This window comes from Pseudomonas sp. TJI-51, assembly GCF_000190455.2.
GTDB lineage: Bacteria > Pseudomonadota > Gammaproteobacteria > Pseudomonadales > Pseudomonadaceae > Aquipseudomonas > Aquipseudomonas juntendi.
This window is the reverse complement of sequence record NZ_AEWE02000060.1, coordinates 5,145-19,752: the sequence shown is the minus strand read 5'-3', so window position 1 is coordinate 19,752 and position 14,608 is coordinate 5,145. Positions and strand designations below refer to the sequence as shown.

The following is a 14,608-nucleotide window of genomic DNA, read 5'->3' as shown; positions in this document are numbered from 1 at the left end:
CTGATGCGTTGTCACGCGACCTGCTGGATAATCGCGCGCTGCATGGACCTGCGTTCGCAGGTTCGTTTCACTCTGACTCGAGCATTGTCTGGAACCGTTTGGGGAATCATTACGCCCTCTCGGGGTCCGAACAGTGCTCGCCAACCCGGCATTTGTCGCTGGCCGTTGGTTTCATGATCTGTTTTCGGCGAGGGTTGCTCGTGATTGTTAGTCCCCAAAAAGCATCAAGAATCCCCGGCATCCGGTTGCGCAAGGCCCTGATGGCCAGCATGGCCCTGGTTGGCCTGATGAGCGCGGGCCAGCTGTGGGCATTCAATCTTGACGATGTTGCAGCCAAGGCAAAGGATCTGGCCGGCCAGAAGTACGAGGCACCGAAAAGCAACCTGCCGGCAGTGTTCCGCGACATGAAGTTCGCGGACTACCAGAAGATCCACTTCCTGCAGGAAAAGGCCGAGTGGGCCAAGGACAAGACTCCGTTCAAGCTGTCCTTCTACCACCAGGGCATGCACTTCGACACACCGGTGAAAATCAACGAAGTCACCGCGACCAAGGTCGAGGAAATCAAGTACGACCCGAGCCGTTTCGAGTTCGGTGACGTGCCACACGACCCGGATACCACCAAGAACCTGGGGTACGCCGGTTTCCGTGTGCTGTACCCGATCAACAAGGCAGACAAGCAGGACGAAATCATGACCCTGCTGGGTGCCAGCTACTTCCGCGTAGTCGGCAAGGGCCATGTATACGGCCTGTCGGCCCGTGGCCTGGCCATCGACACCGCGCTGCCGTCGGGCGAGGAGTTCCCGCGCTTTACCGAATTCTGGGTCGAGAAGCCCAAGCCGGCTGACAAGCATTTGGTGATCTACGCCCTGCTGGACTCGCCGCGTTCCACCGGCGCCTACAAACTGATCCTGCGCCCAGGCACCGACACCGTGGTCGACGTGCAGTCCCGCGTGTTCCTGCGTGATCAGGTCAGCCGCCTGGGCATTGCCCCGCTGACCAGCATGTACCTGTTCGGCCCTAACCAGCCGTCCAAAGTGCTCAACTACCGGCCGGCCCTGCATGACTCCGAAGGCCTGTCCATCCACGCTGGCAACGGCGAGTGGATCTGGCGCCCGCTGAACAACCCGAAACACCTGTCGGTCAGCAACTTCAGCGTGGAAAGCCCACGCGGTTTCGGCCTGATGCAGCGTCAGCGTGCCTTCAGCGACTACGAAGACCTCGACGACAACTACCAGAAGCGCCCAAGCGCCTGGATCGAGCCGAAGGGTGACTGGGGCAAGGGCACCGTCGACCTGGTCGAAATCCCGACTGCCGACGAGACCAACGACAATATCGTGGCGTTCTGGAGCCCGGAAAAGCTGCCTGAACCCGGCAAGCCGTTCGAGTACGACTACCGTCTGCACTTCACCATCGACGAACCCAAGTTCCAGGCCCCTGACCTGGGCTGGGTCAAGCAGACCCTGCGCTCCACGGGTGACGTCAAGCAGTCCAACCTGATCCGCCAGCCAGACGGCAGCGTGGCCTTCGTGGTCGACTTCGCCGGCCCGGCGCTGGCTGCCCTGCCTGAGGACACTCCGCTGCGCAGCCAGGTCAGCGTGGGCGACAACGCCGATGTGGTCGAGAACAACCTGCGCTATAACCCAGAGACCAAGGGCTGGCGCCTGACCCTGCGGCTGAAGGTCAAAGAGGCCAACAAGTCGACCGAAATGCGTGCCGCGCTGGTGCGTGATGTGCCAGCCGAACCGGCCAAGCCTGCCCAGGACGCCAAGCAAGACAAGGCCGCCGCCAAGCCTGCCAAGGCCGACAAAGCGGACAAGGCCGCCAAGGCCGAACAACCTGCCGCCGACGCGGCGCCCACCAACGGGGCCCCGGCCACCACCGAGAAGGTGCTGACCGAGACCTGGAGCTATCAGTTGCCTGCCGATGAGTAACTCAAGCGCAAGGCCGGAATCGCTTGGCGAGTACCTGGCCCACCTACCACTTGGCGACGAGCAGCGGGCAGAACTGGCCAGCTGCACCTCGTTCAGTGAGCTGCACCAACGCCTGGCGGCCAACCCGGCCGCCAGCCCTGCCGAGGCCGTGCAGGCCTCGGTGGGTCCGCGCCTTACCGTAGGCAGCGCCGCGGAGCTGGAAGAGGCCGAAATGCTCGGCGTCGACGGCAGCGGCCGCCTGTGCCTGAAGATTGCCCCGCCTATCAAGCGTACCAAGGTCGTGCCGGAGCCGTGGCGCACCAACCTGTTGGTCCGCATGTGGCGCCGCATGACCGGCCGCCCCAATGCGCCGCAGCCGCCCAAGCGCGAGCTGCCGGCAGCGCGCTGGCGCACCGTCGGGTCGATCCGCCGTTATATCCTGCTGGCCCTGATGATCGGTCAGACCATCGTTGCCGGCTGGTACATGAAGAGCATCCTGCCGTACCAGGGCTGGTCGTTCGTCGACCTAGACGAAGTGCTCAACCAGCCGTTGTGGGATACGGTGGTGCAGGTATGGCCCTATGCCTTGCAGACTTCCATCCTGATCCTCTTCGGCATCCTGTTCTGCTGGGTGTCGGCGGGCTTCTGGACCGCGCTGATGGGCTTCCTGGAGCTGCTCACCGGGCGCGACAAGTACAAGATCTCCGGCAGCAGCGCCGGCAACGAGCCGATTGCGCCCGAGGCGCGTACCGCGCTGGTGATGCCGATCTGCAACGAGGACGTGCCGCGGGTATTCGCCGGCCTGCGGGCGACGTTCGAATCGGTGGCCGCCAGTGGCAACCTCGACCGTTTCGACTTCTTCGTGCTCAGCGACACCAACGACACCGACATCGCCGTGGCCGAACAGCAGGCCTGGCTGGACGTGTGCCGTGAAACCAAAGGCTTTGGCCGGATCTTCTACCGCCGCCGCCGGCGGCGCGTGAAGCGCAAGAGCGGCAACCTCGACGACTTCTGCCGTCGCTGGGGTGGCGAGTACAAGTACATGGTCGTGCTCGACGCCGACAGTGTCATGAGTGGCGAATGCCTGAGCAGCCTGGTGCGCCTGATGGAGGCCAACCCGGACGCCGGTATCATCCAGACCGGGCCGAAAGCCTCGGGCATGGACACCCTGTATGCGCGCATGCAGCAGTTCGCCACCCGCGTGTACGGCCCGCTGTTCACTGCCGGGCTACATTTCTGGCAACTGGGCGAGTCGCACTACTGGGGCCACAACGCGATCATCCGCATGAAGCCGTTCATCGAGCACTGCGCCTTGGCGCCGTTGCCGGGCAAGGGCGCCTTCGCCGGCGCCATCCTGTCCCACGACTTCGTCGAAGCGGCGTTGATGCGCCGTGCCGGCTGGGGCGTGTGGATCGCCTACGACTTGCCGGGCAGTTACGAAGAGCTACCGCCGAACCTGCTTGACGAGCTCAAGCGTGACCGTCGCTGGTGCCACGGCAACCTGATGAACTTCCGCCTGTTCCTGGTCAAGGGCATGCACCCGGTGCACCGTGCGGTGTTTCTCACAGGGGTCATGTCGTACCTGTCGGCACCGTTGTGGTTCCTGTTCCTGGTGCTGTCGACCGCGCTGCTGGCGACCAACACGCTGATGGAGCCGCAGTACTTCATCGAGCCGTACCAGCTGTACCCGCTGTGGCCACAGTGGCACCCGGAAAAGGCCGTGGCGCTGTTCTCCACCACCATCGTGCTGCTGTTCCTGCCCAAGCTGCTCAGCGTCATCCTGATCTGGGCCAAGGGCGCCGTCGAGTTCGGCGGGCGAATCAAGGTCACCTTGTCGATGCTGATGGAGATGCTGTTCTCCATGCTGCTGGCGCCTGTGCGCATGATCTTCCATACCCGCTTCGTCCTGGCCGCGTTCCTCGGTTGGGCGGCGACCTGGAACTCGCCGCAGCGCGACGACGACTCCACACCGTGGAGCGAAGCGGTGCGTCGGCATGGCCCGCAGACGCTGCTGGGCATCGCCTGGGCCGGGCTGGTGGCATGGCTGAACCCAAGCTTCCTGTGGTGGCTGGCGCCGATCGTCGGTTCGCTGATGCTGTCGATTCCGGTATCGGTCATTTCCAGCCGCACCCGTCTGGGGCTGGCGGCCAAGGACGAGAAGCTGTTCCTGATCCCCGAGGAATACGCGACGCCGCAGGAGCTGCTGGCAACCGACCAGTACACCCACGAAAACCGCTGGCATGCCCTGCATGACGGTTTCGTGCGTGCTGTGGTCGACCCGCGGCAGAACGCCCTGGCCTGCGCCATGGCCACGGCCCGCCACGGGCAGGCGGCGCCGATCGAGGCGCTGCGTGCCGAGCGCGTGGCCAAGGCCATCGAGGTCGGGCCGAAAGGGCTGGACCTCAATACCCGCCTGGCGTTGCTCAGCGACCCGGTCGCCTTGAGCCGCCTGCACGAGCAGGTATGGGCCGAGCACAATGCGGCGTGGATCGATGTGTGGCGTGCCTCGATCAAGAACGACCCGCATTCGCCGCTGCTGCCGTTGCATCCGGAGAATGAAGGCCAGCCGGCACTCGCAGGCGCCTGACCGGCCCTTTCGCGGGCACGCCCGCTCCCACAGGGTTCCGCATTTCCCTGTGGGAGCGGGCGTGCCCGCGAAGCTTCAAGGGCCCACCCCTGATTTTGGCCAACAAAGTCCCCCCCAGTGCTAGGTCCCCGGGCCGGCATGCGTTAGCATCCCTCTCCGATACGAAGCATCGGCCGGTACGGCCGTGCCAACACAATAAGATTCGCTACTTTTCTTGCTAGGGGACTTGGTGATGATCAAGAAATACCTTTCGCGACTGCTGGTCGGTGTCACCGCCCTGGTCGCCGTGACAGCGGCGCAGGCCGGCGCCATCGATGATGCGGTCAAGCGCGGCACCTTGCGGGTGGGCATGGACCCGACCTACATGCCGTTCCAGATGACCAACAAGCGTGGCGAGATCATCGGCTTCGAGGTCGATATCCTCAAAGCCATGGCCAAGTCGATGGGCGTCAAGTTCGAGGCGGTGTCCACCGCTTACGACGGCATCATCCCGGCGCTGTTGACCGGCAAGTTCGACATGATCGGCAGCGGCATGACCCTTACCCAGGAACGCAACCTGCGCCTGAACTTCAGCGAACCCTTCATCGTGGTTGGCCAGACCCTGCTGATCCGCAAGGAACTGGCAGGCGAGATCAAGTCGTACAAGGACCTGAACAACGAGAAGTACCGCCTCACCTCCAAGCTTGGCACCACCGGCGAAATGGTTTCCAAGAAGCTGATCGGCAAAGCCAAGTACCATGGCTATGACAACGAGCAGGAAGCCGTGATGGATGTGGTCAACGGCAAGGCTGACGCTTTTGTCTACGACGCGCCCTATAACGTGGTGGCGGTGGACAAGGCCGGTGCCGGCAAGCTGTTGTTCCTCGAAGAACCCTTCACCTACGAGCCGCTGGCCTTCGGCCTGAAGAAAGGCGACTACGACAGCATCAACTTCATCAACAATTTCCTGCACCAGATCAAGCACGACGGGACCTACGATCGTATTCACGACAAGTGGTTCAAGAACAAGGACTGGCTGAAGGAAATGGAATAAAAGCTGGCTTCAAGCCGCAAGCTTCAAGCTGCAAGAACAAGCGGGTCGGTGTACGGTCCGCTTGTGCTTGCAGCTTGGAGCTTGCGGCTTGACGCTTTCTGGAGTACCCACGTGATCAAACACAAGAAAGCCCAGTGGCCCTGGCACGGGCTGACCGCGCTGGTCCTGGTGGGCCTGGCGTTCAGCCTGTACATGGCCACCTCGATGATTTCCTACGAGTGGCGCTGGAACCGCGTTCCGCAGTACTTCGCCTACAAGGCCGAGGAAACCCAGCGTGCAGCCGATTACGGCACCGTGCAGGGAATCGTCATTTCCGGCGATAACGCCCGCGTGACGCTGAAGGACGAAAGCGGCGCCGAGCAGGTGCTGGATGTGGACGCGGACAGCCTGCAACTGAGCCGCGGCGACGATGTTGCCGAGGGCGACCAGATCGGTGTGACCCGCCACTGGGCCGCCGGGCCGCTGGCCTGGGGCCTGTGGACCACGCTATGGATCTCGGTCGTGTCCGGCGCCTTGGGCCTGGTGATCGGCCTGTTCGCCGGCCTGTGCCGGTTGTCGACCAACCCGACCCTGCGCGACCTGTCGACGGTGTACGTCGAACTGGTGCGTGGCACCCCGTTGCTGGTGCAGATATTCATCTTCTACTTCTTCATCGGTACGGTGCTCAACCTGTCCCGCGAATTTGCCGGGGTGGCTGCACTGGCGTTGTTCACGGGCGCCTACGTGGCAGAAATCGTGCGGGCCGGGGTGCAGTCGATCGCCAAAGGCCAGAACGAAGCTGCGCGCTCGCTGGGCCTGAACGCCGGCCAGTCGATGCGCCACGTGATCCTGCCCCAGGCTTTCAAACGCGTACTGCCGCCCTTGGCCGGCCAGTTCATCAGCCTGGTCAAGGACACCTCGCTGGTGTCGGTGATCGCCATTACCGAATTGACCAAGAGCGGCCGCGAGGCCATTACCACCTCGTTCTCCACCTTCGAGATCTGGTTCTGTGTGGCAGGCCTGTACCTGCTGATCAACCTGCCGCTGTCGCACATTGCCAGCCGGCTCGAGCGGAGGCTTGCGCAAAGTGATTGAAGTCCGTGACCTGCTGAAAATATTCGACACCCGCGGCCAGGTGGTCCGGGCTGTGGATAACGTCACCACCCAGGTGGCCAAGGGCGAAGTGGTGGTGGTACTGGGCCCGTCGGGCTCGGGCAAGTCCACCTTCCTGCGTTGCCTTAACGGGCTGGAGCACTTCGACCAGGGCCATGTCGCCATCGACGGCCTGCAACTGGCTGACCCGAAGACCGACATCAACGCCTACCGCCGCGAAGTCGGCATGGTGTTCCAGCATTTCAACCTGTTCCCGCACATGACCGTGCTGGAAAACCTGTGCCTGGCGCAGAAGGTGGTGCGCAAGCGCAACAAGGCGGACCGTGAGGCCAAGGCGCGGGCGTTGCTGGAGAAGGTGGGCATTGCACAGAAGGCCAACGAATACCCGTCACGGCTTTCCGGCGGTCAGCAGCAGCGTGTAGCGATTGCCCGCGCCTTGTGCATGGAGCCCAAGGTCATGCTGTTCGATGAACCGACTTCTGCGTTGGACCCTGAAATGGTCGGCGAGGTGCTGGACGTGATGAAGACCCTGGCCCAGGAAGGCATGACTATGGTCTGCGTCACCCACGAAATGGGCTTTGCCCGCGAAGTGGCCGACCGGGTGCTGTTCTTCGATCACGGCAAATTGCTGGAAGACTCGGCCCCGGCCGCGTTCTTTGCCGCGCCGAAAGACCCCCGCGCGCAGGCCTTCCTGCGCCAGGTGCGTTAACCTGCACCGGCCTCTTCGCCGCTAAAGCCGCTCCTACACGCAACGTGGTCGGTGTAGGAGCGGCTTTAGCCGCGAACACCGGCAATGCCGGTGCCATCCACTGCGATGTCCGCGTCGCGGCCCTCAGATATTGAACCGCCCGACCATCCCCCGCAGCTGCTGCCCCAGCTGTTCCAGCTCGCCGCTCGACATCGCTGTCTGCTCACTGGCCGCACTGGTCTGGTCCGACACATCCCGCACATTCAGCACGCTCCGGTTGATCTGCTCGGCCACCACGCTCTGTTCTTCGCTGGCCGTGGCGATCTGCTGGTTCATGCCCTGGATGTTCGACACCGTGTTGGTGATCTGGCCCAAGGCATCGCCGGCCCTGCGGCTCAGCTCCACACTTTGTTCGGTCAGCTGCTTGCTGTTGTCCAGCAAGCGGGTGACCTCGTCGGTGCCGCTGTGCAGGCTGTCGATCAACTGGCCGATCTCTTCGGTTGCGGTGGAGGTGCGCTGGGCCAGGCCGCGTACCTCATCGGCCACCACGGCGAAACCGCGCCCGGCTTCACCGGCCCGTGCCGCTTCGATGGCAGCGTTCAGGGCCAGCAGGTTGGTCTGCTCGGAGACCGACTTGATGACATCGAGAATGCTGCCAATCCGCTGGCTTTCGCCCGCCAGGTGATGCATGGCCGCCAGGCAATGGTCCATCTGTCCGGCCAATTGCTCGATGCGGCCGATGGCTTCGGCCACCACCTGGTCGCCCACCTGGGCCTGCTGGTCGGCGCTGGTGGCGGCCTGCGAGGCCTGCTCGGCGTTTTGCGCCACTTCCTGAACCGTGGCGCTCATCTGGTTCATGGCGGTGGCAACCTGGTCGGTTTCCTCGCGCTGCTGGTTGATGCGCAGCTTGGTGTCTTCGCTGCTGGTCGCCAGCTGCGAGGCCGCCTGCGACAGCTGGCCGACGCCCTGGTCGATGCCCCCGATCAGTTCGCGCAGGCTCAAGGTCATCTCGCGCATGCTGGTCTGCAACTGGCCCATTTCGTCACGGCGCTGCACGGTGTCGACCTGGCTCAGGTCGCCCTTGGCGATGCGCGCCGCCACCGCCAGGGTCTGGCGCAAGGGTTGGGTGATCTGCAGGGTGATCAGCCAGGCAGCCAGGGCCCCCGCTACCAGTGCCAGCAACGCAACGCTGGTCAGCAGCGAGCGGGCGGCCAAGGCTTCGCGGTCACGTTGCTCGACCTTGCGTTTACCCAGTTCCAAGCTGAGCGCGCGCAACTCGTTGCCCATTCGCTCCATGTTGTTCTGCAATTGCTCGACCCGCACGGCGGCGCGCCGGTATTGGTCCAGGCTGGCGCGGTATTTGGCCAGCTCGACACCGGGCTGCTCGCTGACAGCGCGTGGCAGGCCAAGCGGCGCCAGGCCTTTGAGCAGTTGCTCGAGGCTGGCCTGGGCTGCGTCCAGGGCGCTGTCGCCGACTTTGGCAAAGTCCTCGACCGGGGCGAACGTGTAGGCGGGTACCAGGCTTTGCTGGTTGGCACCGTCCACTTGCCGGCTGAGGGTGTCCATTTGCGCCAGGGCACCATTTTGCTGGCTGTGGGCCGGCATGTTCAGCAACGCCTGGGTCTGCAGCTCGTCGATGGCATCGTTGAGCTTCTGCTCCTGCTCCTGCATTGCCTGGCGCAAGGCCACCCGGTTGGCGACGGTGCGCTGCAACTCGGTGAAGTCATCGCGCAGGCGCTGCAGCAGGGTCAGCTTTTCGGTCAGCATCTGGCGCGACTCATCGACGTTGCTGCGCTGCTGCAGGGTGCTGAGCATGCTGTTGAGCTGGTCGAGGATGCTGCCGATAGTGGCCTTGCTGGCGTCGTCGTTGAGCACGCGGAAGGTGATGCGCTCTGCGCGCAGGTCTTTGGTCAGGTCGTTGATCCGGCCGATTTCGCTGAGCTGTTGCGAGCGGACGATGGCGTCGTCCAACGCACGCCAGCCGCTGATGGTGGTGGCCAGGGTAAGCAGCAGGACCACAGCGAAGCCGAGGGCCAGCTTGGCAGCCACGCTGATGTTGCCGAGCTTGCGGTTGAGGTAGCCGAGCATGGTGAGTCTCCGTGCGAAAGGGGGAGGGCATGCAGGCGTATTGCCGGCATGACACCTTTGCCCATCGGCAGCGGAGCTGTAGGACTTGACCTGATAATCAGGTAGGAAATTTCGCTGCGGCTAGTAGGAAATGTGTCGCCTGTGCCTGGCCGCTCCGCGCCGAACCGACGCGAAGAGGCCAGGCACACCCGATCAGAGCCTGAAGCGCCCCACCAACCCTTGCAAATGGGTGCCCAGCCGCGCCAGCTCCACGCTGGAGCTGGCCGTCTCCTCACTGGCCGCCGAGGTCTGGTCGGAAATGTCCCGCACATTCATCACGCTGCGGTTGATCTCTTCGGCCACGGCCGTTTGCTCTTCTGCCGCGGTGGCGATCTGCTGGTTCATCGCCTGGATCGACGACACGGTACGGGTGATGGTTTCCAGGGAGCTGCCGGCGCGGCGGGTCAGCTCGACGCTGCTGTCAGTCAGTTGGCGGCTGCTGTCCATCACGCTGGCCACCCGCTGGGTTCCGCTTTGCAAGCCGGCAATCAGTTCTTCGATTTCTTCGGTCGACTGCTGGGTGCGCTGGGCCAGGCTGCGCACTTCGTCGGCCACCACGGCAAAGCCGCGCCCGGCTTCGCCTGCACGGGCAGCCTCGATCGCTGCGTTGAGCGCCAGCAAGTTGGTCTGTTGAGCCACCGACTTGATCACGTCGAGCACGCTGCCGATCTTGTCGCTCTCGGCCTTGAGCTGGTTCATCGCTTCGCTGGAGTTGATCACTTCGCCGGCCAGGCGCTCGATCTGCGCCACCGCTTCGCCCACCACCCGGTCACCTTCACGGGCCTGCTGGTCGGCCATCAAGGCTGCTTCCGAGGCTTGCTCGGCGTTGCGTGCCACGTCGTGCACGGTCGCGGTCATCTGGTTCATGGCAGTCGCCACCTGATCGGTCTCGACCTTCTGGTTGTTGACCCCGGCGCTGGTCTGCTCGGTCACCGCCGACAGTTGCTCGGCCGCACTGGCGATCTGCGTTACCCCATCGCCGATGCCACCGATCAGCTCGCGCAAGCCTTGGGTCATGCGCTGCATGCTGGCTTGCAACTGGCCCAGCTCGTCACGGCGGTCTACCGGCAGGTTGTGGCTGAGGTCGCCGCTGGCTACCCGCTCGGCGGCGCTCAGGGTCTGGCGCAAGGGCACGACGATCTGCCGGGTAATCGCCCAGGCTGCCAGCAGGCCAAGGGCCAGCGCCAGCACGGTGGCGATCAGCAGCAGGGTCTTGGCCTGGGCGGCAGCGCTATCCCGTACGGCGGTCTGGGAGGTGGTCATCGCCTCGCTGGTCTGCAGCAGCGCTGCGCCGAACTCGACCATGCGTTGCAAGGCTTGATCGCTGGCCGTCTGGGCAGCGCCGAACTGGCTGACCGCATCCCGGTAGCCGCCCATGGCAGTGGCAGCGTCGTCCAGGCTGGCGGCATAGTCGGCCGGCACCTTGGCCGGCAGCGCGCGCAGTTCGAGCAAGGCCTGGTCGATGGCTTTGAAGGCGGTTTGCTGGTACTCGGCATTGCCGCTGTAGGTATAACCGCGTACCTGGAAGCGGGCTTGCTGCAGCAGGGCGTTGACCTCCACGGCCGACTGGTATTGGCTTATGTCGCCGCCCTGGCGCAGGCGCTGTTGCACCCGGCTCAGCAGTTCGACGGCCTTGTCGGCGCTATCGCCGAGCACTGCGCGGCTTGCTTCGCGGCGTTGGCCGGCCTGTTTCAGCTCGCCCAAGGCCTGCTGGTAGCCGCGCACGGCCTCGCGCTGCTGCTCCAGGCGCTGGTGGTCGGCGGGCTGCTCGATCTGGCCGAGCATCACTTGTACCTGGCGGTCCAGCGTAGCCAGGGCTTTTTCCACGTCTGCGATCGAGGCCTCATCACGCTCGCGTTGATAACGCTGGCGGGCGATACGCAGTTCCTGAGTGTGCTGCTGAATGACCGAGATGTTCCCCAGCTTGTCGCCACGGCCGATGATGCTGTCCATGCCGTGCCAGCCGGTCAGGGTGATGGCCACGGTCAAGAGCAGGACCAGGCCGAAACCCATTCCCAGTTTGCGGTTCACGCTCATATTGCCCAGCGATTGGGCTAACCATTGATACATGTAGACTCCCGGTCGGCTTGGCAGCACGAAACTTTGTTGTGTTGCCAAGGCCATCGGCCCGGGAAAGGGAAACTTGATGGGCGATTACGTGGCGTTTGCGTCAGAAAATGCGCGAAAGCAGCGCAGTGACGGCCGTCTCCACGCGCAGAATGCGCTCACCCAGTTGCACGGGCGCCAGGCCTGCCTTGCCCAGCAGGTCGATTTCGTAAGGAATCCAGCCACCTTCGGGGCCGATGGCCAGGGTCACGGGCTGGTCCACGGCGCGCGGGCAGGCAGGGTACGGGCCGGGGTGACCGACCAGGCCCAGGGTACCAGCAGCGATCGCGGGCAGGCGGTCTTCGACGAACGGCTTGAAGCGCTTCTCGATGATCACCTCGGGCAGTACCGTGTCGCGGGCCTGTTCCAGGCCGAGGATCAGGTTGTCCCGAATGCTTTCCGGCTGCAGGAACGGCGTTTGCCAGAAGCTTTTCTCGACCTTGTAGCTGTTCAGCAGGATCAACCGCGGTACACCCAGGGTAGCCACGGTCTGGAACAGCCGGCGCAGCATCTTCGGGCGGGGTACAGCCAGCACCAGGGTCAGCGGCAGTTTGGCCGGCGGTTGCTGGTCGAAGGCCACCTCCAGCTCGGCCTGGTGCGGTGCCAGGCGCAGCACCGTGGCCTTGCCCATCAAGCCGTTGACGCGGCCCACGCGCAGCTGGTCGCCGACCGCCACGCGGTGGATTTCCTGCATGTGGGTGAAGCGCCGGTCAGCCAGCACCACGCGGTCGGCCGAAACGAAGTCGGCCTGTTCAAGCAGCAGCAGGTTCACGGTTGAGTCGCTGGCGGCTGGTCGTTGGAATCGTCGGCAGTTTCGTCGTGGGCACTGCGCTTGCGCACCAGGCTGCCGCACAGCACGCCGACTTCGAACAACAACCACATGGGTACGGCCAGCAGGGTCTGCGAGAAGATGTCCGGTGGCGTGAGGATCATGCCGACCACGAAGCAGCCGATGATCACGTAAGGGCGGATCTTCTTCAGGTACTTCACGTCGACCACGCCGATCCACACCAGCAGCACCACCGCCACCGGGATCTCGAAGGCCACGCCAAAGGCGAAGAACAACGTCATCACGAAATCGAGGTAGTTGGCGATGTCGGTCATCATGGCCACGCCTGCCGGGGTGGCTGCCGCGAAGAACTTGAACATCAGCGGGAACACCAGGAAATAGGCGAACGCCATACCGGCATAGAACAGCAGGATGCTCGACACCAGCAGCGGGATCGCGATGCGCTTTTCGTGGCGGTACAGCCCCGGCGCGATGAAGCCCCAGATCTGCTGGAGGATGAAGGGGATGGCCAGGAACAGCGACACGATCATGGTCAGCTTGAACGGCGTGAGGAACGGCGAGGCCACGTCGGTGGCGATCATCGTTGCATTGGCCGGCAAGTGATCACGCAGGGGGGCGGAGACCAGGGTGTAGATCTGCTGGGCGAAGGAGAACAGCCCGGCAAAGATCAGGAAAATGACCGCAACGCAGCGCAGCAGGCGGGTGCGCAGTTCGGTCAGGTGCGAAACCAGCGGCATTGGCTGGTCGTGTTCCGGATTCTCGCTCATGGGGCTCGCGGCGGTTGAGGCGGTTCAGTGGTTGTGCCCGGGGTGGCCGGTGTTTCCACTGGCCTGGCTGCGACCCCGGCGGGTGGCTGCACGGTGGCGGTGGTCACGGGCGGCTGTGCCGGTGGCGTCAGCGGGTTGAGGATGCGCTTGGCTTCCTCTTCCATCTGCAGGATGTGCTCGTTGTGCAGCTGGCGGCGGATGTCGTCGGCGCCGATTTCACGCTCCACTTCCATCTTGATGCTGTTGAAGCTGCGCTTGAGCCGCCCGATCCACAAACCTGCGGTGCGGGCGGCGCCTGGCAGGCGCTCGGGGCCGAGCACCAGCAGGGCGACCAGGCCGACGAGCAGCAGCTCGCTGAAACTGATGCCGAACATGGGTCAGTCTTTCCGCTGTGGCTCTTGGACCGGCTGGGCCTGGCCCTCGATGGTGTGGCCTGGCTGTGGCTGGGCGGTGTTCTGCACTGGCGGCACAGGCTGGGCAGGCGGCGGGGTTTGCTCGGCCGGCTTGNNGCTTGTGCTCTTCATCGTTCATGGCCTTGCGGAAGCCCTTGATCGACTCGCCCAGGTCACTGCCGAAGTTCTTCAGCTTCTTGGTGCCGAATACCAGCACCACGACCACCAGCAGGACGATCCAGTGTTTCCAGTCAAAGATACCCATTTCGTACTCCTGAAAAATGTCAGTGAAGCTTCAGGGGCGCCCGGCGCCCCCCGCAAATGCATCAGGCAGAAGGCGTTCGCGCAGCCTTCTCATCATGCCCGGACAGCCCGAAGCGGCGCTCCAGCTCGTCCAGCACCGCTTGCGGATGCTGGCCCAGCGCGCTGAGCATCACCAGGCTATGAAACCACAGGTCGGCGGTTTCGTAGATGACATCGCTGTAATCCTTGCTGTGCGCGGCGTCCTTGGCGGCGATGATGGTCTCGACCGACTCTTCGCCGAGCTTTTCAAGGATCTTGTTCAGGCCCTTGTGGTACAGGCTGGCCACATAGGAGCTGTCGGGCGCCGCTTGCTTGCGTTCTTCAAGCACGGCGGCCAGGCGGTTGAGGGTGTCGCTCATGTCAGTGTCCTGCGCTGTAGATGGCATCCGGGTCCTTGAGGACCGGGTCGACGATTTTCCACTGGCCGTCTTCGTAGACGCGATAGAAGCAGCTTTCGCGGCCGGTATGGCAGGCGATATGGCCCAGTTGCTCGACCATCAGGATGATGACGTCGGCGTCGCAGTCCAGGCGCAGTTCATGCAGCTTCTGCACATGCCCGGACTCTTCGCCCTTGCGCCACAGCTTGCCACGCGAGCGCGACCAGTAGATGGCGCGTTGCTCGGCGGCCGTGAGCGCCAGCGATTCGCGGTTCATCCAGGCCATCATCAGCACCCGTCCGGTCTTGTGGTCCTGGGCGATCGCTGGCACCAGGCCATCGCTGTTCCACTTGATCTCGTCCAGCCAGTCTTTCATCGTCGACTCCAAAGCGAGCCCGCTCCTGTACCGGGCCATTTGCGCTAGTGTGCCAGCCAC

12 protein-coding genes and 2 pseudogenes are annotated in these 14,608 nt (G+C 63.9%); 5 read left to right on the top strand and 9 right to left on the bottom strand.

All coding sequences use genetic code 11. From position 1 onward, the window contains the following. Window positions 1-200 precede the first annotated feature (200 nt). The 5 genes from G1E_RS13830 (at window position 201) to G1E_RS13810 (ending at window position 7,331) form a co-directional block, all read left to right on the top strand. A complete protein-coding gene (locus G1E_RS13830; protein ID WP_202981962.1) occupies window positions 201-1,931 on the top strand; it encodes a glucan biosynthesis protein G in 1,731 nt (576 codons plus the stop codon). Beyond that, window positions 1,924-4,497 (top strand): glucans biosynthesis glucosyltransferase MdoH, encoded by a 2,574-nt coding sequence (gene mdoH, locus G1E_RS13825; protein WP_029885406.1) that lies wholly within the window; start codon window positions 1,924-1,926, stop codon window positions 4,495-4,497. Before G1E_RS13830 ends, mdoH begins: the two co-directional genes overlap by 8 nt. Before the next feature lie 235 nt (window positions 4,498-4,732). Then, window positions 4,733-5,530, top strand: a complete 798-nt coding sequence (locus G1E_RS13820; RefSeq protein ID WP_033690660.1) for a transporter substrate-binding domain-containing protein — start codon at window positions 4,733-4,735, stop codon at window positions 5,528-5,530. Between the two features lie 111 nt (window positions 5,531-5,641). Further along, window positions 5,642-6,604, top strand: a complete 963-nt coding sequence (locus tag G1E_RS13815; RefSeq protein ID WP_009684299.1) for an amino acid ABC transporter permease — start codon at window positions 5,642-5,644, stop codon at window positions 6,602-6,604. After that, window positions 6,597-7,331, top strand: coding sequence for an amino acid ABC transporter ATP-binding protein (locus G1E_RS13810; protein ID WP_009684300.1), 735 nt, complete (start codon window positions 6,597-6,599; stop codon window positions 7,329-7,331). Before G1E_RS13815 ends, G1E_RS13810 begins: the two co-directional genes overlap by 8 nt. Window positions 7,332-7,454: 123 nt before the next feature. Here the strand turns inward: G1E_RS13810 and G1E_RS30230 are convergent, their stop codons facing one another. The 9 genes and pseudogenes from G1E_RS30230 to hisI all read right to left on the bottom strand — a co-directional run bounded on the left by G1E_RS30230 (window position 7,455) and on the right by hisI (window position 14,548). After that, on the bottom strand, window positions 7,455-8,159 hold the full coding sequence (locus G1E_RS30230) for a methyl-accepting chemotaxis protein (protein WP_370691346.1): 705 nt from the start codon (window positions 8,157-8,159) through the stop codon (window positions 7,455-7,457). A gap of 198 nt (window positions 8,160-8,357) precedes the next feature. Further along, window positions 8,358-9,398 (bottom strand): annotated as a pseudogene (locus G1E_RS30225) (methyl-accepting chemotaxis protein); the annotation flags it as partial. A gap of 192 nt (window positions 9,399-9,590) precedes the next feature. Beyond that, window positions 9,591-11,507 (bottom strand): methyl-accepting chemotaxis protein, encoded by a 1,917-nt coding sequence (locus tag G1E_RS13800; protein WP_009684302.1) that lies wholly within the window; start codon window positions 11,505-11,507, stop codon window positions 9,591-9,593. Between the two features lie 100 nt (window positions 11,508-11,607). Further along, the gene (locus G1E_RS13795) at window positions 11,608-12,315 is read right to left on the bottom strand and encodes a 16S rRNA (uracil(1498)-N(3))-methyltransferase (RefSeq protein WP_009684303.1); all 708 of its coding nucleotides are present in this window, start codon (window positions 12,313-12,315) and stop codon (window positions 11,608-11,610) included. Beyond that, a complete protein-coding gene (gene tatC / locus G1E_RS13790) occupies window positions 12,312-13,100 on the bottom strand; it encodes a twin-arginine translocase subunit TatC (RefSeq protein WP_009684304.1) in 789 nt (262 codons plus the stop codon). Before tatC ends, G1E_RS13795 begins: the two co-directional genes overlap by 4 nt. Then, window positions 13,097-13,474, bottom strand: coding sequence for a Sec-independent protein translocase protein TatB (gene tatB / locus G1E_RS13785; protein ID WP_009684305.1), 378 nt, complete (start codon window positions 13,472-13,474; stop codon window positions 13,097-13,099). Before tatB ends, tatC begins: the two co-directional genes overlap by 4 nt. A gap of 3 nt (window positions 13,475-13,477) precedes the next feature. Further along, a pseudogene (locus G1E_RS13780) lies at window positions 13,478-13,757 on the bottom strand (twin-arginine translocase TatA/TatE family subunit). Window positions 13,758-13,818: 61 nt separating this feature from the next. Next, entirely contained in the window at window positions 13,819-14,154 is a 336-nt protein-coding gene (locus tag G1E_RS13775) for a phosphoribosyl-ATP diphosphatase (protein ID WP_009684306.1), read from the bottom strand. Between the two features lies 1 nt (window position 14,155). Next, window positions 14,156-14,548 carry a phosphoribosyl-AMP cyclohydrolase gene (gene hisI / locus G1E_RS13770; protein WP_003249284.1) on the bottom strand — a complete coding sequence of 131 codons (393 nt, stop codon included), beginning with the start codon at window positions 14,546-14,548 and terminating at the stop codon, window positions 14,156-14,158. Window positions 14,549-14,608: the final 60 nt, after the last annotated feature.